General features: G+C 66.9%; 14 protein-coding genes. 5 read left to right on the top strand and 9 right to left on the bottom strand.

The genetic code is table 11. From position 1 onward, the window contains the following. Positions 1–126 precede the first annotated feature (126 nt). From FHW83_RS16915 to FHW83_RS16895, 5 genes are all read right to left on the bottom strand, one after another. A complete protein-coding gene (locus FHW83_RS16915) occupies positions 127–3168 on the bottom strand; it encodes a glycoside hydrolase family 2 TIM barrel-domain containing protein (RefSeq protein ID WP_218106322.1) in 3042 nt (1013 codons plus the stop codon). Positions 3169–3185: 17 nt separating this feature from the next. Continuing rightward, positions 3186–4628 (bottom strand): glycoside hydrolase, encoded by a 1443-nt coding sequence (locus FHW83_RS16910; protein ID WP_176647511.1) that lies wholly within the window; start codon positions 4626–4628, stop codon positions 3186–3188. A gap of 118 nt (positions 4629–4746) precedes the next feature. After that, positions 4747–5328 carry an NF038129 family PEP-CTERM protein gene (locus tag FHW83_RS16905; RefSeq protein WP_176647510.1) on the bottom strand — a complete coding sequence of 194 codons (582 nt, stop codon included), beginning with the start codon at positions 5326–5328 and terminating at the stop codon, positions 4747–4749. A 10-nt stretch (positions 5329–5338) separates the two neighbouring features. Continuing rightward, entirely contained in the window at positions 5339–8377 is a 3039-nt protein-coding gene (locus FHW83_RS16900; protein WP_176647509.1) for a putative Ig domain-containing protein, read from the bottom strand. A 157-nt stretch (positions 8378–8534) separates the two neighbouring features. Further along, positions 8535–9530, bottom strand: a complete 996-nt coding sequence (locus tag FHW83_RS16895) for a family 43 glycosylhydrolase (protein WP_176647508.1) — start codon at positions 9528–9530, stop codon at positions 8535–8537. Between the two features lie 153 nt (positions 9531–9683). Here FHW83_RS16895 and FHW83_RS16890 point away from each other — a divergent pair, with 153 nt between their 5' ends. After that, positions 9684–10784, top strand: a complete 1101-nt coding sequence (locus tag FHW83_RS16890; protein ID WP_176647507.1) for an endonuclease/exonuclease/phosphatase family protein — start codon at positions 9684–9686, stop codon at positions 10782–10784. A 106-nt stretch (positions 10785–10890) separates the two neighbouring features. Further along, positions 10891–11640, top strand: coding sequence for a carbonic anhydrase (locus tag FHW83_RS16885; RefSeq protein ID WP_176647506.1), 750 nt, complete (start codon positions 10891–10893; stop codon positions 11638–11640). 14 nt (positions 11641–11654) lie between these two features. Here the strand turns inward: FHW83_RS16885 and FHW83_RS16880 are convergent, their stop codons facing one another. Continuing rightward, on the bottom strand, positions 11655–13136 hold the full coding sequence (locus FHW83_RS16880) for a polysaccharide lyase family 1 protein (protein WP_218106321.1): 1482 nt from the start codon (positions 13134–13136) through the stop codon (positions 11655–11657). A 206-nt stretch (positions 13137–13342) separates the two neighbouring features. Further along, positions 13343–14254 carry a LysR family transcriptional regulator gene (locus tag FHW83_RS16875; protein WP_176647505.1) on the bottom strand — a complete coding sequence of 304 codons (912 nt, stop codon included), beginning with the start codon at positions 14252–14254 and terminating at the stop codon, positions 13343–13345. Positions 14255–14358: 104 nt separating this feature from the next. On the opposite strand from FHW83_RS16875, the gene hmgA reads away from it, so the two are divergent. Together hmgA and fahA are read left to right on the top strand one after the other, a co-directional pair. Next, entirely contained in the window at positions 14359–15630 is a 1272-nt protein-coding gene (gene hmgA / locus FHW83_RS16870) for a homogentisate 1,2-dioxygenase (protein ID WP_176647504.1), read from the top strand. Beyond that, entirely contained in the window at positions 15627–16937 is a 1311-nt protein-coding gene (gene fahA / locus FHW83_RS16865) for a fumarylacetoacetase (RefSeq protein ID WP_176647503.1), read from the top strand. The genes hmgA and fahA overlap by 4 nt, the downstream gene beginning before the upstream one ends. 12 nt (positions 16938–16949) lie before the next feature. On the opposite strand, the gene FHW83_RS16860 is transcribed toward fahA, so the two are convergent. Both FHW83_RS16860 and FHW83_RS16855 read right to left on the bottom strand, forming a co-directional pair. Further along, positions 16950–18203: an ABC transporter substrate-binding protein gene (locus FHW83_RS16860; RefSeq protein ID WP_229224228.1), complete on the bottom strand. Its 1254-nt coding sequence runs from the start codon at positions 18201–18203 to the stop codon at positions 16950–16952. A gap of 16 nt (positions 18204–18219) precedes the next feature. Beyond that, the gene (locus FHW83_RS16855) at positions 18220–20244 is read right to left on the bottom strand and encodes a bifunctional diguanylate cyclase/phosphodiesterase (protein WP_176647502.1); all 2025 of its coding nucleotides are present in this window, start codon (positions 20242–20244) and stop codon (positions 18220–18222) included. Between the two features lie 242 nt (positions 20245–20486). On the opposite strand from FHW83_RS16855, the gene FHW83_RS16850 reads away from it, so the two are divergent. Then, positions 20487–25730: a two-component regulator propeller domain-containing protein gene (locus tag FHW83_RS16850; protein WP_176647501.1), complete on the top strand. Its 5244-nt coding sequence runs from the start codon at positions 20487–20489 to the stop codon at positions 25728–25730. Positions 25731–25746: the final 16 nt, after the last annotated feature.

Raw genomic sequence — 25746 nt, 5'->3', positions numbered from 1 at the left:
ATAACAAAACAACTTAAAGCACACCAAGTTATCGATAACTTTTTTTATCCATGATAATCAAGCGAAGCAGCAGGGTCAATCACTTCTTCGCTGATATCAGGTTCTGTTGAAATCCAACAACTGGCCTTATGGCGCTATGCTGAAATGGTAACTGGCAGCCTGCAATGGAATGCGGTATTTGACGTGTGGACGACCGTCGAGGCTCCAGCCGGTATCGCCGCCGACGCCGGCCTGCGCCATGTCGATCAGCAGGCTGCCGTCGCCGTGCGGGGCGATCTCCGAGCTCTTCCACTGGCCGCGCGGACGCAGGTACAGATCCTCGTACGGGAACGGCAGCGCGTTGAAGCTGAACGGCACGTCGGAGCTGATGTTCAGCGCCCCGGCCAGCTTGAGCCAGCGCACGTCGGTCTTGTTGCCGCTTTCCTGCGGGCGGATGTAGCTGTGGTACTGGTCCGCCAGCGCCCCCGCGTACAGGCCGAGCGCCGCGCCGGTCTTGCGGTCGGCGTAGGATTCGAACGGGCCGCGGCCATACCACTGCAGTTGATTCAGGCTGGCCGGCATGTCAAAGCGCAGGCCGAGGCGCAGCGGATCGGGCAGATCGTCACGCAGCGGGACGAAGTTCGCCTGCACATCGAGCGTGCCGTCGGCGCGCATGCGGAACACGTTCTCCCAGTGCGCGGCGCCGGCGCCAAAGCTGAACAGCACCTTGATGCTGTCGCCCTCCACGGCAACCGAGCGCACCTTGCGCTGCGCGGTGAAGGTTTGCCAGACTTTGTGCGTCTTGTCGACGCCCGCGCCCTCGTCGTTGTCGGTCAGGCCGCGCCAGAAGTTCGGGCTGCCGCCTTTCAGCAGGACTTTGCCGTCCACGCTGTAGTTCACCAGGCCGGTGGCCGGATCCAGCGACAACACGGCTTTGCCGCCGCGCAGCGCATAGCCTTGCGGCGTCACCCATGCGACCTTGCCGCTGGCGGCGGCCGGCGACGCCAGCACGAACTGCGACCAGCCAGCCTGCCCTTCCGCACCGGACGCGCTAACGGTCAAGACCAGCTCGCCACCATCGGCTTTGTCCACCGCGTCCGCCACGGCGGACGGCAGCGCCAGTTGCTGACGTCCACCGGCCGGCGCGTTGGCCGAGGGCAGCGTGCCGGCGGCGATCTGCACGCCGTTGCGCTCCAGCTTCCACGCCAGCGCCAGGTGCGACAGGTCGCGGAAATCGTAGCGGTTGACGACTTCGATCTTGCCGCTGCGCGCATCGCCTTCGAACACCACCGGCGAATACACCTTCTGCAATTCATAGTATTCCGGATCCGGCGTGCGGTCGGAGCGCAGCACGCCGTCGCCCACCACGCTGTTATCGCCGCGCTTAGGATTCAGGTCGAAGCCGGATGCCCAGTAGGTGCGCCCCTTTTCATCCTTGGCGATCACGCTCTGGTCCACCCAATCCCATACAAAGCCGCCTTGCAGCTTGCGGTGGGCGCGGATCACCTGCCAGTAGTCCTCCAGGTTGCCCAGCGAGTTGCCCATGGCGTGGGCGTATTCGCACTGGATCATCGGTTGCTTGTAGGCGGGATCCTGCGCGTAGTCGGCCATCTTCTCGATGTCGTCGTACATGGGCGCATAGATGTCGACGTAGGCGTTGGGCAGGTGCTCCTCGCCGATGGTGCCGTGGCCCAGATAGCTGATCAGGCGGGTCGGATCGGCCTTGCGTATCCACGCGGCGGACTGCTCGAAGTTGGGGCCGGTGCCGGCCTCGTTCCCCAGCGACCAGAAGATGATCGATGGCGAGTTCTTGTCGCGCTCCACCATGCGCGATACACGGTCGAGGTGGGCCGCCAGCCAGTGCGGCTTGTAGCCCAGCTGGATCGCCGCGCGCGCTTCAGGCGTCGGCGCGCGGTCGCCCAGCTGCATGTAGCCGTGCGATTCGATATTCGCCTCATCCATGACGTACAGGCCGTATTCGTCGGCCAGATCGTACCAGCGCGGATCGTTCGGGTAATGCGAGGTGCGCACGGCGTTGACGTGGGCGCGCTTCATCAGCTCGATATCCTTGCGCATGCTCTCCATCGACATCACGCGATAGGTGTGCGGATCATGCTCGTGGCGGTTGACGCCCTTGATCATGATGCGCTTGCCGTTGACGCGCACCTCGCCATTGGCGATTTCCACGGTGCGGAAGCCGATCTTGCGCGCGGTGGCGGAAATCAGCTGGCCGCGTGCGTCCTTCACCTCGATCAGCAGCGTGTACAGGTTGGGCGTCTCGGCAGACCATGGCTTGACGTTGGCGACCGCGCCGCGCAGCACGGCCTTGCGGTCGGTCCCCGGCGCGGCGGACGCCTGCAGCAGTTCCTTGTCGCCATCCAGCACGCGCGCGCTGACCGTGACGTCGGCGGCTTTGCCGGCGATCTCCGCCGCCAGCTCGAAGCGGCCGTCGTGCGACGCCGTCACCTTGTAATCGCGCAGGCGGGTCTTCGGTTCGGCGTACACGAACACGCTGCGCTCGATGCCGTTGACACGCCAGAAGTCCTGGTCCTCCAGGTAGGAGCCATCGGCCCAGCGGTAGACTTCAATCGCTATGGTGTTGCGGCCGGCGCGCACGTAGGGCGTCAGGTTGAATTCGGACGGCAGCTTGGAGTCTTCCGAGTAGCCGACCTTATGGCCGTTCACCCACACGTAATAGGCCGCGCCGGCGGCGCCGATCTGCAGGAACACGTCGCGTTCCTTCCAGTTGGATGGCAGGTTGAAGTCGCGGCGATAGGAACCAACTTCATTCAGCGCATGCGGAATCAACGGCTCGTTGGGCGGGAAAGGATAGTCGATGTTGGTGAAAATCGGCTTGCCGTAGCCCTGGGTTTGCAGCATGCCGGGCACCTGGATGCTGCCCCATTTGCCGACGTCATAGCCAGGCTGGTAGAAGTTTTTCGGCCGCGCCTCCGGGGTCGCGGAATAGGCGAACGACCAGGTGCCATCCAGCGATACGAAATTGGCGGAAGCGGAACGCTCGCCCGCCAGCGCCTTCTCGCGCGTTTCGAAATTGAAGAAGGTGGCCCGCATCGGCTCGCGGTTCACCGCCACCACTTCAGGTTGCTCCCACTCGGCGCGCGCAGGCTGCGCCGCCAGCGCCGGCGCGGCAAGCGCCGCCGCCAGCATGGCCATCATGATCTTTTGCATGCTCACATCTACCCTTTTCAACGGAACTGGATGCCTTCGACAAATTCGTTCACCTCCAGCACGCCGGGTTCCGGCCTGGTGAGCTTTTTGCCGCCCATGGTAACGTTCTCTAGTATGACATTTTTTACCTTGCGGCTGGCGTCATGTCCCGTGATGCGTGCGGCGCTCGGCGAACCGCGGCCGGAGTACTTGATGTTGCGCAGCGTAATGTTCTCGACGCCCAGACCCGGGCTGGTGTTGTACTTGGCGGTGTAGGCGATTTTCAGGTTGAACAGCTTGCCCTCCTCGATGCGTTCGACCCGGATATCCTCGAACACCACGTCGCGCACCAGGTTGTCGTCGCCGGCCATGATGCCGAGCGCGCCCTCGTACTCGGGCTCGTCCTCGTCGTGGTCGAGGATGTCGATGTCGCTGAAGCGCAGCCGCTCCAGCACTTCGGATTGCGGATGCTCGGCGGTCGGCGTGTTGCCGTGGATGCCGATCATGATGGCGTGCGCCACGTCCGCCCACAGGGTGGTCCCGCTGACCTTGACGTCGCGCGTGTTGCCCCAGATGTCCCAGCGGTGGTTGTAGAAGGTCAGGCAGTCGTCCGAGGTGCGGATGAAGCTGTCGCTGATGGTCACGCGCTCGCAGGCGAAGTGCCCCAGCCCGTCCGACCACTGCCCCGCGCCGATGGTGCGGATGTTGCGTTCGACCAGATCCTGCGAGGTGACGCAGCGCATGGTGCCGTGCGGCTGGTTGATGAAGATGGGACCGTCGATCTCGACGTTGCGGGAATTACGGATGGTCATCATCTCGACGCCGTCGAACAGGCCGTCGCTGATCACCTTGACGTCCTCCACCCCATCCAGCAGCAGCGGGTTCTTGAGGATAGCCGAACCGTGGATGTACACCGTGCTGTGCGAGCGCAGGCGGAACTCGCCGCTATGGACGCCGGGGCCGAAGAACACGGTTTTCTGCGTCAGGTCCGGGGTCTTGCCGACGCCGATATCGTTGGACGACAGGTCGGCCGGCACGGCCGGCATGTCCTTGCGGATGGCGTGGGTGAACACGTGCAGGTTGTGCAGGCGGTCGTCATCAAACTCGATGCTGAGGTTTTCCGGGCGCCGCAGCGTGATGTAGGCGATGCCGTCCTTGACCACCGGCTTCAGGCCCTTGGCGTCCGGCCGCACGGCGACCTTGGAAAACATGCCGTTGTTCTTCTGCACCGCCAGTTCCACCGTGCCGTCGAAATTGAAATACACCATCGACGCTTCCTGCGGCTTGTCGAGGTCGACCTTGACCTTGTATTCGTACAGGTCCTGCCAGACGCCGCCCGGGGTCCGCACGCGCACGGTGAAATCGTCGTTATGGTGGGTATAACGCACCGGGCTGGGGAAAGGATGGACCTGGGTCTGGGCCGCCGCCAACGAAAGGTGCAGGCAGGCCAGCACGCCCATGAGTATGCGTACGAGGTACAAATTGTCTCCTGATTTTAATTTTTGATATCGATAACAGAGATTATATGAGCTCTGTCGGGCTGTCAAACACTTCGTGCGGCCGGGACCGCCGGCCCGCCGGCCCCGGCCGCGTTACAGGTCAGGCGGTGCGGCGTACGCGCAACAGCCGCGGGAACAGCACCAGGCACAGCAGCCCGGCCAGCAGCAACGCGTAGCTGGCCGGCTCAGGCACGGCCGCCACGCTGCTGACGGCGCTGAAGCCGCTGACGACATTCGGCGCGCCCGGCTGCAGCGCCACGGTGCCCAGGTCGCCATCCGCGCCCAGATAGCTGCTGTCGTTGAACAGCGACCAGCCGAAGGTCATGCCGGCGTCGCCGCCGCCCGCCGTCAGGCTGAGGTTGAACTTCAGCACGCCGCCCAGCGTGACGGCCTGCACCAGCTCGCCGCCATTGCCGAACACCAACGGCCCCGGCAACGTGCCGCTGACCGCGCCGGACAGCTGCGCCGGGCCGCTCAGGTCGCCCAGCAAGTGGCTGACCGTGGCGCTCGCGGGCGCCGCGTCGGCCAGCCCCAGGAAGTACAGGCCCAGGTAGGCCGAACCGCCGCCCAGCGTGGCGGTATCGATGGTGACGGTGTAGCTCTGCGCCGACGCCTGCCCTGCTCCGCCCAGCAGCAAGGCGGCGAACAGCAGCTTCGTCAACAGGTCTTTTACGAAAGTCATCTTGGTCTCCTTAGTATTTTGCGCTGATCAGCTTGCGGCCGTAGCTGATCGCCAGTTTCGATGGATTGCTGAAGGTGGTGCTCAGCGTGACGCTCTGGCCCGGCGCCAGGTCGGCGGCCGGCAGCGTGATGTAGGGCACGCCATCCTTGAAGCCGGTGGCGTTATCCAGCGTGACGCCGGGCGTCAGGTTCTCCAGCGTGAATTGCAGCGGCCCGCTGATGGTTTGCTGCGTGGTGTTGGTGATGGTCACCGTGCCAGTGTACTTCTGCGTGAAGCGGTTCACCGTCAGCCCCGACTGCTGCATCTTCACGCTGGCGCTGACGTCGACCGGGGCCAGCAAGTCGTAGCGGCTGCCATAGAAATGCAGCTCGCTGTACGAGGAAATGCCGGGATAGGCCGGATCGGTCGGCGGACCCGGATGGTCGACGCGTACCATGAAGTAGCGGTATTTCTGGTTTTCCTGCCCTGGCACCACCGGTATCACTTCCATGATGAAGTTCTGGCCGCTGGTGTCGCTGGTTTCGCGGCTGCTCAGCAAGGTCCAGCTGGACTTGTCGTTGGAACCGTAGACATTGATGCCCTGCGTGCGGTTGCCGAACATGAAGCGCGGACGGATGCCGAAGGCGCTGGCTGCCACGCGGTAGTTCTCGCCATAGTCCAGCGTGACCACGTCGCGCAGATCGCCGGAGGTGGTGTTGTAGTCGTCATCCACCAGCCCCGGTATCGCCGCCGGATTGAGCACGGTGGTGGTGACCATGTTCTTGCTCCAGTCCAGGCTGCCGTCCGACGGCAGGCGCGGATTGAGCAGTTCCAGCTTTTGCGTCACCGTCTGCACTTTCTTCAGCAGCGCCGGGAAGTCGGCGTCCGAGGTGCTGGCCACCGCCTGCTGCAGCGGCGCCAGTTCCGCCTTGAAGGCGGCCAACGATGGCGTGGTGTAGACCGAGGCGACATCGTAGCCGCCCTGCGCCGCCAGGAAGGCCGTCTGACGGTCCGGCTGCACGCTCAGGCGCGCGGTCATGGTGCTGATGGCGACGCCGTCGGTGGCGCTGATGACGATGTCATGCTCGCCCACCTGGTCCGGCGTCGGCGTCCAGACCAGGGCGCCGGTGGCGCTGTCCAGGCTGGCGCCGGCCGGAATGCTGACGGCCTTGTAGCTCACCGTGTCGGCCGGATTGGCGTCGGTGGCCGTATAGGTGGCGCGGTAGGCCATGCCCTGCACCACATACTCGGTCAGCGGGAACACCGGCATGGCGAAGCGCGGCGGCGTCAACTGGGTGGGCGCGTTCAGGTTGACGAAGTCGACGTCCACGCTGGCGCCCTCGGCGCCGGTGAACTTGAAATAGATGATGTTGTCGCCCAGCCTGCGCGCGCCGGTGGCGGCGGTCGAGGCGTCCGGCACGATGTAGCGCCACTGGCCCTCCGTATTCGGCACCGTCATCTCGCACCACGGCTTGCCGTCCACGGTGCCGCTGGCGGCCAGCTTGGTGACGGCGTTGGTGCGGATCATCATGCCCACCGGCGCGTACTTGCTGCGGTCGGCGTACACGATGTCGTGGAATACCACGGTGGCGCCGGACGGCGTGACCTGGCCCCGGCCAAAGGTGCGGTCGCCCTCGGTGAGCGTGCTCCAGTCGCCGTTCAGGTAAATGGTCTTGCGCTCGGTTTCCAGCATGCCGGTGTTGGGCGGCAGCGTTTTGCCGGTCAGCGCCTTGGGCAGCGTGATGAAGGCTTCCGCGCCGAAGTCCTTGTTGTCCGGCGTGCCGCGCCCCCATGGCGTGACGAAGCCGTTCTGGTGCGCGGCGGCGGTGGCCAGGTAAGGCGCGACGGTATCGACGTCCACGCCCTGCTCGTACTTGTAGACGTTGTAGACTTCCGCGATGCCCTCGGCGGCGTACAGGCGGCCGCGGTAGGCTTCGGACATGCCGGAACTGCCGCCGGTGGTGTCGGCCCATGGCGCTTTATAGCCAAGCATGAACTGGGCGTAGGAGTTGGCGCCCATCAGCACCCGGTCGCCGCCGAAGTGATAGACGCTGACCGCGTCGCCGGCCGTGGACGGTTTGCCGGTGTAGGGGTCGACCTTGGTGCCCTGAGAATTCACCAGCCGCAGCAGGCCGATCAGGTTGTCGACATTGTCGCCGCCGTGCGCCTGGTCGCGCATCATTTCCTGGATTTGATAGAAAGGATAGCCGACCGTGTTGAGCGGATTGTCGGCGTCGATCCGTGGAATCAAGGGCAGGATGCCGCCGTTGATGTCCTGCCGGGTGGAGGTGGCGTTCACCGTCAGCCATTCCACCGTCTCATCGTAGCGCGCGCGATTGTCGGTGAAGATGGCGCCCGCCAGCCGCCCGGCGATCGAATACACGTGCTGGTTCATGAAGCGCTCGTTGCTGGCGAAGAAGGTGCGCTCCATCGGGTCGATCAGGTTGTCCTTGAGCTTTTGCGTGTCGGTCGCGGTCCAAGCCAGCGGATAGGCGGTGTAGGTGGCGTCGGCCGGCGTGTAGCGCATGATCTCGGCCGCCATCAGCATGCGGAACAGCGGCACGCCATTGTGGATGTGCGCGTCCGGGAAGTAGGCGTAACCGTTGGGATTCATATTGCTCCAGGTCCGCAGGATGCGCATGGCGTTGCGGCGGTACTCGTTCCTGCCGGTCATGTAGTACAGGATGGCCTGGGTCAGGGCGCCCTGTGAATCGTTGATCATGCGCGTCTGGCCGGTGCCGTTGTTGTAGTTCGGCGTGTTCGGGGTATCGACCTTGCTGGGGTCGCGGTTGGTCGGTTGCAGGTCGAGGCTGGCGTAGTTGCAGCACACCGTGGCCAGCGTGTTGTAGTAAGTCTTGTACGGCTCCACGTCCGCCCTGACCTGCTGGCGCGCGTATTCCAGCTGCTCCAGCGTGAAGCCCAGCGCCGGGTGCTTGAAGCCGGCCGCGCTGACGGTGGGCACGGCCTGCGGCGTGGCCACGACGGTGATGGCGCCGGCCGGGGATACGGCCAGCCACAGCAATGCAGATGCCACGGCGGCCGTGACACCCCGAAGTGAGAGGGTATTCATATGTCTCCTTTTTAATTGATGGACGCCGCCCTCCGTTATCGATCACAATTTTTAGCAAGTTATCGATAACAAATTATTGCGTTTAAGGGGCGGCCACGAAATGTACCACGCTTGCCGCGTCCGTCTGTAGCGCGACTGATACATTCCCAACAATTTTTCACTGGTCGGGGGCGATCAGCTGGAACGACAGGCCGGCGTCGCGGTCCACCGTCAGCTTGCCATCCGTGTAGATCAATTCCGCCACCTGGATCACGGTACGCTGCCACCAGTGAGGATCGGCCGCCGCTTGCGGCTCCCTGCCCTGATGGACGAAGTAATAGATGAACGCGCGCCCGCCGCTGACCACCACGTCGGCATGCTGGCCGATGGCTTGGTCGGTGGCGTGCACACCCGGTTCGGACAGGATGTAGCCCTCCTGCTGCCGCCAGTGCGTGGCGTCGTCCGAGCGAAGCACCATCAGGCCTTTCCAGGCGTCGGCCACCATCCAGTAGCTGCCCTTGAACTGGAATACTTTCGGCCCTTCGGCATGGGTGGTGGAGACCGGCTCGCCGGACTTGCGCCAGCTGCGCAGGTCGGTGCTGTCGGCCGCCACGATGAGGCCGCCGACGGTTTCGTCCTTGTACCACATGCGGTAGCGGTCGCCCAGCTTGAGCACGCTCGCGTCGATGATGCGGCTGGTGCCCACATCCACCTTGCTGTCGCAGGACCAGTCGTTCAGGTTGTTGCTGGTCAGGTGCACGATGCGCCCTTCCGCGCCCGGCACGCCCCAGCGGTGGAAGATGCCCGGCACCACGGTGAGCCACATGTGATAGACGCCATTTTCATAGAACAGCTCCGGCGCCCACGAGGTGGCGTCCGTGCATGAGGCCGGCAGCCTGGCCGTGCCCTGGTAGCGCCAGTGCGCGCCATCGGCCGAGGTGGCGACGCCGATGGCGGTGCCGTGCACCCAGGCCACGTCGTCGCGGTCCTCAAGCTTCATGGTGGCGCGGCGGTTGGTGTAGAACATCTTCCACAGTTTTTCCGCGCGGTCGTAGATGATGGAGACGTCGGCGGCGCCATCGTAGACCGGATCGCGGTACAGCGGCCAGGGCGCGGCGTCCGCCGTGCTGGCGCCGGCCGCCAGCATGAGCGCCAGGAACAAGGATTTCATCATGACCGCATCTCCGTTTGTTATCGATATCAGATAATAGTAGCAGTTTTACAGTCCCGGTGCAAAGGCTTGGCCGGCGTCATGCTCCGGTAACCGGGCGGGATTATGATGGCCCAGATAGTTGTCTTTTCAACAGCAAACCCGGGGAGCGCCGCCATGACTATCCGTATCGCCAGTTTTAACATGGAAAACCTGTTCACGCGCCCGCTGGCGCTGTCCGACGAGGCCGAGGCGGCCGGACGGCAGGCGGTGGAAGACCACGCGGAGTTGAACGCCATCGTGGAGAAGGACAGCTACAGCGGCCACGACAAGCGGCGCCTGCTCGAACTGGACGAGGTCTATCGCTTCAGCAGCCTGAACGCGCCGTCGAATACCTACGTCGTCCTGAACCGGGTGCGCGGCCAGTTGTATTCGCGTTCCAAAACCGGCGCGGTGACCATTGTCGCCGCCGGCCGGGCCGACTGGACCGGCTGGTTCGACCTGCGCATGGGCGAAGTGACCTGGGCCGCCACCTACAACACCGCGCGCGTGATCGCCGGCGTCAATCCAGACATTCTGGTGTGCGTGGAGGTCGAATCGCGCCCGACGCTGGGCCGCTTCAACAGCCAGGTGCTCAAGGCCCAGTTCAACCACGGCTACCCGCACCACATGGTCATCGACGGCAACGACGAGCGCGGCATCGACGTCGGCATCCTGAGCCGCTACCCGATCAGCGGCATGGCCAGCCACGTGGACGACGCCAGGCCGGACGGCAGCCGCATTTTCTCGCGCGACTGTCCCGAATACTGGATCGCGCTGCCGGACGGCGGCGAATTGCTGGTGCTGCCCAACCACTTCAAATCCAAGCGCGGCGGCGATACGCCGGCCATGCAGGAAAAGCGGCGCGCGCAGGCCGAGCGCGCCCACGCCATCGCCGTCGCCGGGCTGGAACGCACGCCCCATGTGCTGATCGCGGGGGACCTGAACGACACGCCGGCACAGCCACTGTTCAACAGCCTGTGGCAGGACGGCTTCACCGATATCCAGGACCACCCATCCTACCCGACCGACCGGCCCGGCACCTACGGCACCGGCACCGCCGCCAACAAGATCGACTACCTCATCATGTCACCGGCGCTGCGCCAGCGCCTGACGAACACCGGCATCGAGCGCCAGGGCAGCTACCACCCGAAATTGTGGCAGCCCTACGATACCGTCACCAAGGCCAGCGACGAGGCCTCCGACCACCACCTGGTCTGGGCCGAGTTCGACGCATGAGCTCCGCCCCCCCCACACACAACCTTTCCAAATGGTAATAGTCTTCCGATTGACGGGTAAAAAAAACAGTGCGAACGTAACGGGATTATTCACTAAAGGATTATCCATGCATCTGCCACGCCGCCTCCTGCTTTGCGCCACCCTGCTGCCCGCCTTCGCCCTGGCCGCCGAGCCCCATGCGAGCTGGAGCTATGATGGCGCGCACGGTCCGCAAAACTGGGGCAACCTGCAAGCTGAATTCAGCAGCTGCAAGCTGGGCCACGAGCAATCGCCGATCGACATTCGCGCCACCAGCAAGAGCGCCCTGCCAGCGCTGAATTTCAGCTACGCGCCGACGCCGTTGCACATCATCGACAACGGCCATACCGTGCAGGTGAACTACGCCCCAGGCAGCAAGCTGAGCATCGATGGCCATGAATACCAGCTGTTGCAATTCCACTTCCACACGCCTAGCGAGGAAAGCATCAAGGGCCACCGCTATCCGCTGGTGGCGCACCTGGTGCACCGCGATGCCGATGGCAAGCTGGCGGTCGTTGCCGTGCTGTTCAAGCGCGGCAAGACCAACCCGCTGGTGCAGACCGTGTGGCAAGCGATTCCGAAAGAGAAGGAGGTGCAGCAGGATCCGGAAGGCGTGACGCTCGACGTCTCCCAATTGCTGCCTGCCGCGCACGGCTACTATAACTTCGCCGGCTCGCTCACCACGCCGCCATGCAGCGAAGGCGTGAACTGGTACGTGCTGAAAACCCCGGTCGAACTGTCGGCGGCACAGCTGCGCCGCTTCACCCACCTGTACCCGCACAACGCGCGGCCGCTGCAACCGCTGCTCGGCCGCGCCGTGCTGGAAAGCGCCGATTAAGGCGCTCCGCGCATCTATTTCACCGTCAGCTTGCCCGTGCCGGCGTTGCCGAGCACGGACTGTTTGACGTCTGCCGCGTTCAGCAGGTTGACGCTGTAGGGGACGGTCCAGCCCACAGCGTTGCTGAAGCTGCACGCGCCGCCGGCGCTGAGGGCGCCGCCGTTCAGCAGGGAGCCCGATTCCACGATCGCGCCGGTCATGCTGGACGAGCCCGGATTCTTCATGATGTCCGGGCAGCTGGACGCGCCGGCGATCTCAAACGCGTTGTTCTGCGCGATGATTTTCGCCTTGTACGCCACGCCGATGCTGTACTGATGCTTGTAGACCGGGTGCGAGCGCGAGCCTTCGAAGTAGTTGTTATAGATGTGAACCTTGCCGAAGCGCACGCGCGGCGCGCGCTCCGCCACGTTCAGGAAGTAGTTGTTGTTGAAGGTGACGGTCAGGTGGCCGTCGTCGCTGGTCTTGCTGTCGGATGAGCCGATCAGGTTGTTCTTCTCGTGCAGCTCGAAGCGGTTGTTGGAGATGGTCACGTAATCCGAGCCATTCTTGACGTCCAGCGCGCCGTCGTGACACTGCTTGATCTTGCCGTTCTCGATCGGCAGCTTGTCGTCGGTTTTCGGCGCGTCGGTGAAGGCGTTGTGGTCGATCCAGACGTTTTTCGACGCCAGCACGGTGATGCCGTCGTATTCCGAGTTCCAGTTGCCGGTGCTGCCATCGTCCGGATCCCATACCGGCGCGATATCGCACGGCATCACGATGTTCAGGTTGCGGATGATGACGTTTTGCTTGCCGTTGATGACCAGGTTGGCATTGACCAGCTTGGTGTCGCTGCCGGTGCCGATCAGGGTGGTGTTGCTGCCCAGCTTGATCTGCAGGCGCGCGGCCTGGTCGGTGGTGTCCTTGTATGGGCCGCCGTTATCGGCCGCGGTCGGGTCGATGGTGCCGTACAGTTTGATGATCTTGGGATTGTCGCCCTGCGCCTTGATGGCCGCGACCAGTTGCGCCGCCGAGCTGACCGTGTAGATGGCGGTCGCTGGCGCCGCCGCACCGCCGGTGGTGCCGCCGTTCTGGCCGGCCCAGCCGGTGGAAGGTGCCGCTTCCAGGGTGGCGTCGGTTGGCGTTGGCGTGGGTGTCGGAGTTGGCGTTGGTGTCGGGGTCGGCGTTGGCGTTGGCGTTGGCGTGGGTGTCGGGGTCGGCGTGGGGGTCGGCGTAGGCGTTGGCGTGGCCAACGGGCCGACAGCGCATTTCTTGGCCAGCCCCGGATAGGGATCGCTGCCGAACGTGGCCACGTCACACAAGATATTGCCCGAGAACGTACCGATTACCCACTTATCCTTGATGCCGAACGACACCTGCCGGCTGCTGGTGCCTACCTTGCAGGTGCCGCCACTGTCCGCGCATTTGGAATAGCCGCTGGGCCAGTCCGCCGCCGATGCGCCGGCGCTGCACAACAGCGCCACCGCGCCAAAAATCACTGTGTGTTTCAAAGCCATCATTGTCTCCTTGCGATTGTTATTGGAAGGTTTTAACGCAACACGCAGCCAAACGATGAAAAGTGCAAGTCATCATATGACTGCCATGTCATCATACAACCATAAGGAAACATTAAATAAAAATCAGCGATAAATCGGTAAATTCCTATAAATATCTGTAGTTATCATGCCACGTTGATAATATCATCAGATGACTTTCTTTTTGAAAACTATTTCATCCGTTCGCCAAAATTCTCCGCGATCAATTCGCGCAGCCAGCACAAGCCGGGGTCCTGATGAAAGCGCCGATGCCAGAACATATTGGTCTGCAAAAGCGGCAAGCCCAGCGGCGACGGCGCCTGACACAGCTGGAACGGCCCGGCGGCGCGCTCGGCCAGCTTCTGCGGCACCGTCGCCACCATGTCCGTCGTGCTGAGGATGTACGGCACGGCCGCGAAATGCGGCACGCTGAAGGCGCGCCGCAGGTCGACACCGGCGCCGGTCAAGGCCTGGTTGATGGCGTCGTACGGGCTGTCCATCGCCGTCACCACCAGATGCCGCGCCGCCGCCAGGCGCGCCTGTGTCAGGCGCCCCTCGGCCAACGGATGCCCCCGGCGAAACAGCGTGACCACCGACTGCCGGAACAGGCGGCGCTGAAACCACGCCTCCGGCGCATCTTCGAACGCGCCCAGCACCAGGTCGATGCGTCCCTCCTCCAGTTCGCCGCGCGGATGCACCGCGCCCAGCCGCACGGTGGCGATCTCCACCTGCGGCGCCAGCACAGCGCAGCGCTCGATCAGGCGCGGCATGAAGTGGATTTCGCCAACGTCGGTCATGGCCAGCGTGAAGCGGCGACGGCTGCCGGCCGGCTCGAAGGCCGGCGGCGGGCGCAACGCCTGCTCCAGTTGCGACAGCGCCGCGCCGACCGCGTCCGCCATGCCTTCCGCCAGCGGCGTCGGCTGCATGCCCTCGGCGGTGCGCACGAACAGGTCGTCGCCGGTGCTTGCGCGCAACCGCGCCAGCGCGTTGCTGACCGCCGACTGCGTCAGCCGCAACCGCTTGGCGGCGGCGGAAATCTGGCGCTCGCGCATGATCTCGCGAAACACCAGCAACAGATTCAAATCCAGGTCGCGCAGGTCCATTATTTACAGTATAAATAGTCCACATTTTTCCATTTATATCGCAAATCCCATGGGTTTGCACTACATTGAGCGCTGGATATCAGCAAGATCACCAAGGAGACACCATGAGCTACCTGTCCGGCTTCGGCAATGAGTTCGCCACGGAAGCCCTGCCCGGCGCCCTGCCCGCCCACCAGAATTCGCCGCAGCGCGCGCCTTACGGCCTGTACGCGGAACAACTATCCGGCACCGCCTTCACGGCGCCGCGCGCGCACAACCGCCGCAGCTGGCTGTACCGCATCCGCCCGTCCGCCATGCACCAGCCCTTCAAGCAGATCGGCAACGGTCGCATCGTCAGCAACTTCAACGAGGTCGCCGCGCCGCCCAACCAGCTGCGCTGGGATCCGCTGCCGATGCCGGACGCGCCGACCGATTTCATCGAGGGCTGGGTGACCATGGCCGGCAACGCCGGCTGCGCCATCCACCTGTATGCAGCCAACCGCGACATGGACGGCCGCTACTTCTACAACGCCGACGGCGAACTGCTGATCGTGCCGCAGGAGGGCCGCCTGCGCATCGCCACCGAAATGGGCGTGATCGACATCGAGCCGCAGGAGATCGCCGTGGTGCCGCGCGGCGTGCGTTTCCAGGTCAGCCTGCCGGACGGCGGCGCGCGCGGCTACCTCTGCGAAAACTTCGGCGCCCTGCTGCGCCTGCCGGACATGGGCCCGATCGGCTCCAACGGCCTGGCCAATCCGCGCGATTTCCTGACGCCCCAGGCGGCCTACGAGGACAAGGAGGGCGACTTCGAACTGGTGGCCAAGTTCAGCGGCAACCTGTGGAGCGCGCGCATCGGCCACTCGCCGCTGGACGTGGTGGCGTGGCATGGCAACTACGCGCCGTACAAGTACGACCTGCGCCATTTCAACACCATCGGCTCGATCAGCTACGACCATCCGGACCCGTCGATCTTCCTGGTGCTGCACGCGCCGTCCGACACGCCGGGCGTGGACACGCTGGACTTCGTGATCTTCCCGCCGCGCTGGCTGGCGGCCGAGAACACCTTCCGCCCGCCCTGGTTCCACCGCAACGTCGCCAGCGAGTTCATGGGCCTGATCGAAGGCCAGTACGACGCCAAATCGTCCGGCTTCCGTCCCGGCGGCGCCAGCCTGCACAACTGCATGAGCGGCCACGGCCCCGATGCGCCGACCTTTGAAAAGGCCAGCGCCATCGACACCAGCACGCCGCAAAAAATCGACCACACCATGGCCTTCATGTTCGAGACCATCAACGTCATCCTGCCGACCGCGCACGCGCTGGCCTCGCCGCAACTGCAGCCGGACTACTACCAGTGCTGGCAAGGCTTCAAGAAAAACTTCAACCCGAATCAGGCATGAGCATGCAACTGAACGAAACCCACGACCCGGCGCTGCGCAGCTGGGTGGCCTCGGCCAACACGGCGGACACCGACTTCCCGATCCAGAACCTGCCGTTCTGCCTGTTCCGCCGCGCCGACCGCGATGCCGTGTTCGGCGGCGGCGTCGCCATCGGCGACCAGATCGCCGCGCTGGCCGCGCTCGGCCCGGCGCTGGAGGACGCCGATCCGCTGGCGCGCTCGGCCGCCATGCTGGGCGCGCGCTCCAACCTCAACGCGCTGATGGAAGCCGGCCCAGCCGCGTGGTCGGCGCTGCGCCTTGCCCTGTCGCGCCTGCTGCGCGACAACGCCACGCCGCGCCCCGAAATCCTGGTGCCGCAGGCCGAGGCGGAATTCGCGGTGCCGGCGCGGATCGGCGACTACACCGACTTCTACACCTCCATCCATCACGCCACGGCGGTGGGCAAGCTGTTCCGCCCGGACAACCCGCTGCTGCCCAACTACAAATGGGTGCCGATCGGCTACCACGGGCGCGCCTCCACCATCGGCGTCTCGGGCCAGGCCTTCCACCGCCCGCGCGGCCAGACGCGCGGCGCCACCGAGGCCGCGCCGGTGTTCGGCCCCAGCCAGCGGCTGGACTATGAGCTGGAGGTGGGCATCTTCGTCGGCGGCGGCAATGAACGCGGCGAGCCGATCGCGGCGGCCGACGCCGAGCGGCACGTGTTCGGCCTGTGCCTGCTCAACGACTGGTCGGCGCGCGATTTGCAGGCGTGGGAATACCAGCCGCTGGGGCCGTTCCTGTCGAAGAACTTCGCCACCACCATCTCGCCATGGATCGTCACGCTGGAAGCGCTGGCGCCGTACCGCGCCGCGTGGCGGCGCGACGCCGCCGATCCGCAGCCGCTGCCCTACCTCGATTACCCGGCGCTGCGCGACAGCGGCGGCTTCGACATCGAACTGGAGGTGCTGCTGCAAACGGCCGCCATGCGCCGCGACGGTATCGCGCCGGCGCGCATCTCGCAGTCCAACTTCCGCCATTCCTACTGGACCGTGGCGCAGCTGCTGGCGCACCACACCGTCAACGGTTGCGCCTTGCAGGCCGGCGACCTGCTGGGATCGGGCACGCAGTCGGGCCCGCTGCCGGAGGAAGCCGGCTCCTTGCTGGAACTGACCGCCAACGGCAAACAGCCGCTGACCTTGCCTGGCGGCGAACAGCGGCTGTTCCTGGAGGATGGCGACACCATCGAGATGCGCGGCTGGACCAGGGCCGGCCGCCATCCGCGCATCGGCTTCGGCGCGCTGCGCGGCACCGTGCTGCCGGCGCGCTAGCGCCGCCGCGCCTCATTTTTGCGACAGCACCTCCGCCAGCTGGCGCTGGGTCTGCAGGGGCGGGATCTTTGGATTGTTGAAGTAGTCGGCCACGATATCGATCCACCCCTGCGACATTTGCGGCGGCATGAGCATGGATTGCGCGAACACCTGCCCGTTCTCGCGCGAAATCAGATCCAGGCCGACCTTGCCGCAGGTGTCGAGATGGCTGCGCTGGATGTCGGTGCGCGGCGGGATCGATCCCTTGATGCGGTTGAAGGCGAGCTGGTTGTTGACATTCATGAGCTGGCGCGCGAACAGCCGCTGGGAACGGCGCACCTGCTCGTTATTCGAGACCGGAAACGCGAACGCGTCGATCACGACGAAGTAAATCGACTCCGTCCCCGGCGCCAGCGTGCAGCGGAAATCCCTGTCGACCTTCAGGCCGGCCTGCTCCAGCTCCCCTTTTGCGTAGTCGCCCATGAACTGCATGGCCGCCCGGCCCCGCCCCACCGAGAGCGTGGCGTCGACCCAGGTCTTGCCGCTCCGGGCCGGATCGACAAAGGCGCTCAGGCGCCGCAGGATGTCCAGCGCCTTGAGCATCGCCGGCTCCATGGCGGCGTTGGAATCGCCCCCCGCCAGCAGGCGGTTGTACCCGTCGGGTCCGTAGACGGCGTAGACGATGTCGTTGAAGAGCAAGGAAATCTCCCACGCGCCCGATCCGAGCGCGATGGGGGTGTAGCCGGCCTGCTTGATTTTCGCCGCGCTGGCCAGCACACCTTCCCAGCTGGTCGGCGGGATGAGTTTCAACTCGTCGAATATCTTCTTGTTGGTCCAGACCCAGTTCTCGGCGTGGATATCGACCGGCGCGAAATAGATATGCCCCTTGTAGCTGATGTGATTGATCAAATTCCGTGGCAGGAAATCGCGCCAGTGATCGGCGGCCGCGACTTCGTCGATATCCTGGATCACGCCCATCGACGCCAGCTCCATGCTTTCCCGATTGGCGTTCCACTGGATCACGGCGGGGGGATAACCGTTGGCGATCATCTCGGTGGCCATGTTCACCTGCGCCAGCTTGTTGCGGGACGGCAGATCGAACCACTTGCCGCCCAGCCCGCGCCAGGCGTCGCGGTAGACGTCGAACGCCTTGCGCTCGCTGGGCGAGACCCAGTAGTGCGCGACCTCCACCGCCGGCGCGGCAGGGGCCTGGGCATGGGCCGCGCCGGCGGCCGCGAGCAGCAGGGCCGCGCATCCGGCGCTCATCGAGGGTCTGCGTGTGCTCATGGTGCTATCCGTCCCGTCATGAAATCGCCAAGGCGGACGCCAGGCTGGGCGTCGCGGCCTCGAACGGCTGGGGTTGTGCATAGAAATAGCCCTGCGCGATGACGCAGCCGGCCTGCCGCAGGAACAGGACCTGCTCCTCCGTCTCCACGCCTTCGGCCACGCAGCGCTTGCCGAGATTGGCGGCGAGATTGATCATGGCCTTGATGATCTGCTCCGACTTGACCTCCTTGCCGATTTCGGACACGAAGCTGCGGTCGATCTTGATGTCGTCGAAATGGAAATTCCGGAGGTTGGTCAGCGAGGCGAAGCCGGTGCCGAAATCGTCGAGCGCGATCGATACCCCGCGCTCGCGCAGCTTGAGGACGGTGGCCAGGATTTGCTGCGCGTATTTGTTCACAAAGACGTCCTCGGTGATTTCGATCGCGAGGTCGCTCCATTCGATCGCATGCCGCTGCACCGCGCCGCTCAACATGCCGTAGCCGGCGTCGGATATCAGGGCGGTCTCGGGCATGTTGATGGCCACGCTGCCAAACTCCAGGCCGGCGTCGCGCCAGCCGCGGATGTCCGCGGCCACCCTGTTCACGACGATCTCGGTCATCGCCGTCATCAGCGGCGCCGTGTCGAGCAGATGCAGGAAGCGTCCCGGCGGCAGGATGCCGAGCTGCGGATGGCGCCAGCGCACCAGCGCCTCGAACGCCAGGTGGCGGCCGGTGCGGATATCGATCTTTGGTTGATAATACACCAGGAACTCGCCCGCCTCGACCGCCTGGTACAGCTCGGCGCGCAGCCGGCTTTCCGCCAGGCGGTCGGCCATGAGCGCGGCGTTGAACATGACCTCGCTGTTGCGTTCCACCTTCGCGGCGTACAGCGCCAGGTCGGCGCAGCGGATCAGGGCCTTGCCGTCGGCGCCGTGCTCGGGGAAGATGGCGCCGCCGATGCTGGCGCAGATGCGGTGGGTGTGGCCCTCGAACGCGAACGGCACCACCAGCAGCGCGCGCAGGCGCGCCACCAGCGCCTCGGCCGCCGCGTTGTCGGCGACGCCGGGCGCCAGCACCGCGAATTCATCGCCGCCCAGCCGCGCCGCGATGGCGCCGGCCGCCAGGCTGGAGGTGATGCGCCGCGCCGCCTCGATCAGCAGCCGGTCGCCGGTTTGGTGTCCGAAGGTGTCGTTGACGGCCTTGAAATCATCGAGGTCGATCAACAGCAGCGCGAACGGGGCGGACGCCGGCTGGCCGCCATCCGCGTGGCGCGGCTGGACCAGCCGCTCCAGCTGTTGATTGAACGAGCGGCGGTTGCACAGGCCGGTCAGGCTATCCTTGTGCACCAGCACCGACAGCTCGCGTTCGAAGGCCTCCTTCTTGTCGTTTTCGGTGCGCAGCTTCCTCAGCAGCGGAAGAATGACCAGCGCCCCGACCAGGCAAAGCGCGGCCAGCAGCGACAGGATCAACAGGGCGCTGATCCGCTTGGCCGCGACGATGCTGTCCTGGCTCTTGTCGAACGACTGCGCGACCTCCAGCTGGAAACCGCGCATGATGGCGCCGTCGGAGGCGGCGGCGAAATCTATCGGCCCCCAGAACGAGTAATGCCGGCTGCGGCTGTCGTTGCTGAACTTGCCGAGCTTCTCGGCGCGCTCGATGAAGGCGGCGAGACGCAGGTCAAGATCGCTGGGCCGGGCGTCCTTGTCGAGCTGCAGGCGCAGGCGGTGCAGCCGGGCGCCAGTGTCCCTGATGCCGGCGATTTGCTGGTTGAGATCGTCGATCATGTGGTTCAGCACATTGTCCGGCACCACCTCGTTGGTGGCGCCGCGCATCAAGGCCCGGGCGGTGCCCTTGAGCTGCTGGAATTGGATGAACTGGTTGCTGGTGAGAAAGCTGATGCTCTGCTGCACGGAATGCCGTTCCAGCACCACCTGCATGGCGGCGTAAATGATCAGCACGATGACGATCACCGCCGCCAGCGTGCCCAGGTAGTAACGGGAGATGGACTTGATATGCCGGTCCAGCGGGATGTAGTCCGTCTTGTTGGGATCTCCGTGGCTCATGGTTTTGCATGATCAGTCGTGCGTTGCGAATAAGCAATTATAGTAATTTCGGGGCAATATCCTCCATCAGGAAATCCTTATTTTCAGGTCAGAAATCGGGCCGATCGCGTGGCCCATGGCGCGGCGGGCCGCCGCGCGGTAATAGCAGGGATTTCCCTACCCCGCTGTCAGGCATTGCTGATGTCTGGCATTCCAGGGAAATGGTAATCTGTGCAACAGGGGACATCTAGCGGGGGCGGCGGTTGGCGGCTTGGATACATAATCGGTGGTGGACACGGGCCTGGCCGGGCCTGCTGACCGCCTGCGCCGTCGCGCTGGCCGGGCCGGCCGCCGCCGGCCCGCCCGAGGCCGGGGCCGACGGCTGGTCGCGGCTGGCGCAGCCCGTGTTCCAGAACTATGGCGCGCAGAACGGCCTGTCCAATCCCGTCACCACCGACATCGCCCAGGACCAGGCCGGCTTTCTGTGGGTGGGCACCCAGGGCGGCTTGTCGCGCTGGGACGGCTACCGGTTCCGCAACTACACCAGCGTCGCCGGCGACAGCCGCTCGCTGCCCGACAACTTCATCGTGGCGGTGCATGTGGACCAGCGCGGCCTGCTGTGGGTGGGGACGGTGAACGGCGGCCTGGCGCGCTACCGGCCGGAGACGGACGACTTCGTCACCTACCACAGCAAGAACTCGGCGCTGTCGCCGGGCGGCGTGCGCGCCATCGCCGGCGACGGCGCGGACGGCCTGTGGATCGGCACCGACCGCGGCCTGGACCACATGGCCGGCGTGGCCGAGCCGGCGCGCGCCCGCATCACCCACTACCGGCACGACGACGCCAATCCCGGCAGTCCGCCGGGCGACGCCGTCAAGGCCGTGTACCTCGACCCGCGTGGCACGCTGTGGGTGGCCACGCTCAAGGGGCTGGTGTGGCGCGCGCGCGGCGCGGCCGGCTTCGTCCAGCTGCCGCTGCCGGACGGCGCCGTGGCCAGCGCCCTGTTCATGGACAGCGCCGGGCGCCTGTGGATAGGCACGCGCGACCGCGGCGTGTTCGTGCTGCCGCCCGGCGGCGCGGCGGCCGCGCGCTACGCCGACAGCGCCGAGGCGGCCACGCTGATGAAGAATGAAATCATCACCGGCATCAGCGAGGCGGCCGGCGGCGACATCTGGATCAGCTCCTTCGCCGGCGGCGTCGCCATCGTCGATCCGGCCAGCGGCCGCCTGCGGCGCGCCACCTTCGACGGCCAGGCGCCCGGCGGCTTCGCCAGCGGCATGCTGCGCGCGCTACTGACCGACCGCGCCGGCTCGATCTGGCTCGCCACCGACAGCGGCCTGAGCCGGTCGGAGCCGCTGCCGGCCGTGATGTCCCTCGGCCAGCGGCGCGACGACCGCCCGGGCCTGTCCGATCTTTATTACAACGCGCTGGCGCTGACGCCCGGCGGCGAGATCTGGGCCGCCTCGGTGCGCCATGGCGCCGACCTGATCGACCCGCGCCGCGGCACGGCGGCCGGCTGGCAGCCACGGCGCCGGCGCGACGACGATCCCGGCCCCGCCACCCACGTCTCGACGCTGCTGGCCGGCGCCGACGGCGTGGTGTGGGTGGCCACCAGCGCCGGGCTGTACCGCTCGGGGCCGGGCGGCCGCGACGCCGTCCGGGTGGCGGCGCCGTGGCTCGAGCGGCTGCGCCTGCGCGCGCTGGCCGAGGACGGCGACCTGCTCTGGATCGGCACCGCCACCGAGGGCGTGTACCTGGCGCGCCGCGACGGCCGCGGCGGGCTGGAGAAGGTGCGCCACGTCGAGGGGTTGAGCGGCATGGACGTGACCACCCTGCACCGCGCGCCGGACGGCACCATGTGGGTCGGCACGCGCACCGGCCTGAACCGGGTGGACCGCGCCAGCGGCGCCGTGCTCGAGCGCATCCTCGGCGACCCGCTCGATCCCGCCGCGCTGAGCAACGCCTACGTCAACACCCTGCACACCGACCGCCGCGGCCGGCTGTGGGTGGGCAGCAACGGCGGCATCGACGTGATGGAGGGCGGTGGAAGCGGCGCGCGCCGCTTCCGCCGGCTCGGCGCGGCCCAGGGCATGCCCAACATCAACACCGGCACCCTGCTGGCGGACCGCCAGGGGCGGGTCTGGTGCAGCACCGACGACGGCATCGTGGTGATCGACCCGGACACCCTCGCCATCGGCGTGCTGGGCCGCGCGGACGGGGTGCGCTACTCGCCCTACTGGTCGCACGCCGGCGTGGCCACCGCCAGCGGCGAGCTGGTGTTCGGCGGCTCGGGCGGCCTCACCATCGTGCACCCGGAGCGCTACCGGCCGTGGCGCCTGGACGCGCCGCTGGTGGTCACCGAGCTGCGGCTGGGCGGCCAGCCGGTGCCGCCCGGCGGCCGGCACGACGCCGCCGCGCCGCTGCTGGTGCGGGCCGAGGCCAACAGCTTCGCCGTGGAGTTCGCCGCGCTGGACTTCACCGCGCCCGAGCGCAACCGCTACGCCTACCGGCTGGAGGGCTTCGACCGCGACTGGATCGCGGCCGACGCCGCGCACCGGGTGGCGTCCTACACCAACCTGCCGCCCGGCCGCTACCGGCTGGCCATCCGCGGCTCCAACCGCAGCGGCGCCTGGAGCACGCAAACCCTGGACCTGGCCGTCACCGTGCTGCCGTGGTGGTACCAGACCTGGTGGTTCCGCGCCGCCATGGCGCTGCTGACCGCGGGCGCCCTGTACGGCGCCTACCGGCTGCGCACCTGGCGCCTGGCGGCCCAGCGCGGCGCGCTCGAGCGCGAGGTGGCGCTGCGCACCGCCGAGGTGCTGCAGCAGAAGGCGCTGGCCGAGCAGCAGCGCGGCGAGGCCGAGCGCGAGCACCGGCTGGCCAGCGAGCGCAACGCCGAGCTGGCGGAGGTCAACCGCCTGGCGCACACCCTCGCCGGCAAGCTCGACCTGGACACGCTGATCGCGCTGGTCGGCGACCAGGTGCACCGCATGTTCGACGCCGGCGGCACCGAGATCACCCTGCTGGAGCGCGACAGCGGCGCCCTCGAGGTGCCGTACGCCGCCGGCGCGCCGGCGCGGCCGGGCCTGCATGACGCCGGCCGCGGCGCGCGCGTGATCGGCGCCGGCCGCGGCGAGCTGGCGCCGGCCGAGCTGTGCGTGCCCATCATCGCCAACGGCGTGGCGCTGGGGGCGCTGACGGTGCGCCGCGGCGGCGGCGCGCCGGCCTACCGCGCCAGCGACCAGCGCCTGCTGGAGACCATCGCCTCGCACCTCGGCGCGGCGCTGCAGAACGCGCTGCTGTTCAGGCAGGCCGAGGCGGCCCGCGCGCGCGCCGAGGAGGCGACCCAGGCCAAGTCCATGTTCCTGGCCAACATGAGCCACGAGATCCGCACGCCGATGAACGCGGTGATCGGCCTGTCCTACCTGGCGCTGAACGCCGAGTCGGCGGGCGGCCAGCGCGAGCAGCTGCAGAAGATCCACCAGGCCGGCACCTCGCTGCTGGGCATCGTCAGCGGCATCCTCGACTTCTCCAAGATCGAGGCCGGCAAGGTCGAGATCGAGACCGCCGATTTCGACCTGGACGAGCTGCTGGCCCATGTCGCGGCCGTCGGCGGGGGCGGCCGCGGCGGTCCGCTGGAATGCAACTTCGTGGTGCCGGCCGAGGTGCCGCGCCGCCTGCGCGGCGACGCGCTGCGCCTCGGCCAGGTGCTGATCAACCTGGTCAACAACGCGCTCAAGTTCACCGCGCGCGGCGAGGTGGTGCTGACGGTGCGGCGGCTCGAGCGCGGGCCGGGCCGGAGCCGCCTGGCCTTCAGCGTGCGCGACACCGGCATCGGCATGTCGGCGGACGTGCTGGGCCGGCTGTTCCAGCCGTTCTCCCAGGCCGACAGCTCCTCGACGCGCAAGTTCGGCGGCACCGGTCTGGGGCTGAGCATCTGCAAGAACCTGGTCGAGCTGATGGGCGGGACCATCCGCGCCGAAAGCCAGGCCGGCGCCGGCAGCTGCTTCACCATCGAGCTCAGCCTGGAGCACGCGGCCGACCAGCCGGCGCGGCCGCTGCCGGCCGCGCTGAACGGCCTGCGGGTGCTGGTGGTCGACGACAACGCGGCGGCCCGCGCGGCGCTGCGCGGCGCGCTGGAGCATCTCGGCATCGCCGTGGTGGCGGCGGCCAGCCCGGCGGACGCGCTGGCCGAGGTGCGCGACGCCGCCGCGCCGTTCGATCTGCTGCTGGCCGGCGCGCGGCGGCCCGGCCCGGCCCTGATCCGCCATCTGTATGCGGGCGACGCCGGGCGGCCGCGGTTCGCGCTGTTGACCGCCGGCGCCACGCAGGCGGCGGACGAGGCGGCGCTGGCGGCCGGCGTCGACGCCATGCTGGCCAAGCCGGTCACGCGCGGCAGCCTGCTGGCGACCCTGACGCGGCTGTTCGCGCCGGCGCCGGCCGACGATGGCGCGCGCGAGGCGGTGCCGCAATTCAAGGGCGCGCGCGTGCTGCTGGCCGAGGACAACGCCATCAACCAGGAAATCGCGGTCGGCATGTTGCGGGCCTGCGGCATCGAGGTCGAGGTGGCCGGCAGCGGCAGGATCGCCATCGAGCGGCTGCGGGCGGCGGACGCGCCGCGGCGCTACCAGCTGGTGCTGCTGGATCTGCACATGCCGGAGATCGACGGCCACACGGTGGCGCTGCGGCTGCGCGCCGACCGCCGCTTCGACGCGCTGCCGATCATCGCCGTCACCGCCAACGTCCTGCCCGACGAGCGACGGCGCTGCAAGGAGGCCGGCTTCAACGACCACCTCGGCAAGCCCCTGATGCCGGCCGAGCTGTACCGTGTGCTGGCGCGCTATCTGCCGGCCGCCACGCACACGGCGCCGCGCGGCCCGGGCGCGGAGGCGACGCCGGCCCTGCCGGACGAGGTGGCCGGGCTGGACCTGGCGCACGCGCGCAAATCCGTCAACGGCGACGACGCGCTATTGCTCAAGGTGTTGCGCATGTTCCTGCGGGACGAGCGCGATTGCGGCGCCCGGCTGCGCGCGGCGCTGGCGGCGGCGGACCATGAGGCCGCCGAACGCCACGCCCATTCCCTGCGCGCGGTGGCGGAAAGCCTGGGCGCGGCCCGGCTGGCGCGGCTGGCCGACGCGTTCGAGCGCGCGGCGCGCCAGCGTCCGCCGCCGGAAGCGCTGAACGGCGCGCTCGACGCGCTGGAAGCCGCGCTGGCCGAGCTATGCGCCAATCTCGAGCGGCGTTTGCCGGACCAGGCCCTGGACGCCACCGCCGCCGCCGCCCGGCCACCCGCCGCCTGGCTGGACGAGTTAAGGCGGCTGGACCAGGCGCTGCGCGCCGGCGGCGACCTGGCGCAGACGCTGTTCGCCGCCTGCGCGCCGGAGTTCGCCGCCACCTTTGGCGCGTGGGATGCCGAGGCGATCCAGCGCTGCCTGCAGCGGCGCGACATCGTCGGCGCCCATGCCGCGCTGGGCTGGGTAATCCACAAACATGCGCTGGATCTGTGACGAGATGTCGCGGGAA

Origin of the sequence: Duganella sp. SG902, from assembly GCF_013376005.1 — a bacterium.
Lineage (GTDB): Bacteria > Pseudomonadota > Gammaproteobacteria > Burkholderiales > Burkholderiaceae_D > Rugamonas.
This window is presented reverse-complemented; position numbering and strand designations above follow the sequence as displayed.

Coding starts and splice junctions, on each gene's coding strand:
- FHW83_RS16855 (WP_176647502.1), bottom strand. CDS start 20,244: ATGAGCCACGGAGATCCCAACAAGACGGACTACATCCCGCTGGACCGG.
- hmgA (WP_176647504.1), top strand. CDS start 14,359: ATGAGCTACCTGTCCGGCTTCGGCAATGAGTTCGCCACGGAAGCCCTG.
- FHW83_RS16875 (WP_176647505.1), bottom strand. CDS start 14,254: ATGGACCTGCGCGACCTGGATTTGAATCTGTTGCTGGTGTTTCGCGAG.
- FHW83_RS16860 (WP_229224228.1), bottom strand. CDS start 18,203: ATGAGCACACGCAGACCCTCGATGAGCGCCGGATGCGCGGCCCTGCTG.
- FHW83_RS16885 (WP_176647506.1), top strand. CDS start 10,891: ATGCATCTGCCACGCCGCCTCCTGCTTTGCGCCACCCTGCTGCCCGCC.
- FHW83_RS16895 (WP_176647508.1), bottom strand. CDS start 9,530: ATGATGAAATCCTTGTTCCTGGCGCTCATGCTGGCGGCCGGCGCCAGC.
- FHW83_RS16880 (WP_218106321.1), bottom strand. CDS start 13,136: ATGATGGCTTTGAAACACACAGTGATTTTTGGCGCGGTGGCGCTGTTG.
- FHW83_RS16890 (WP_176647507.1), top strand. CDS start 9,684: ATGACTATCCGTATCGCCAGTTTTAACATGGAAAACCTGTTCACGCGC.
- FHW83_RS16900 (WP_176647509.1), bottom strand. CDS start 8,377: ATGAATACCCTCTCACTTCGGGGTGTCACGGCCGCCGTGGCATCTGCA.
- fahA (WP_176647503.1), top strand. CDS start 15,627: ATGAGCATGCAACTGAACGAAACCCACGACCCGGCGCTGCGCAGCTGG.
- FHW83_RS16905 (WP_176647510.1), bottom strand. CDS start 5,328: ATGACTTTCGTAAAAGACCTGTTGACGAAGCTGCTGTTCGCCGCCTTG.
- FHW83_RS16915 (WP_218106322.1), bottom strand. CDS start 3,168: ATGCAAAAGATCATGATGGCCATGCTGGCGGCGGCGCTTGCCGCGCCG.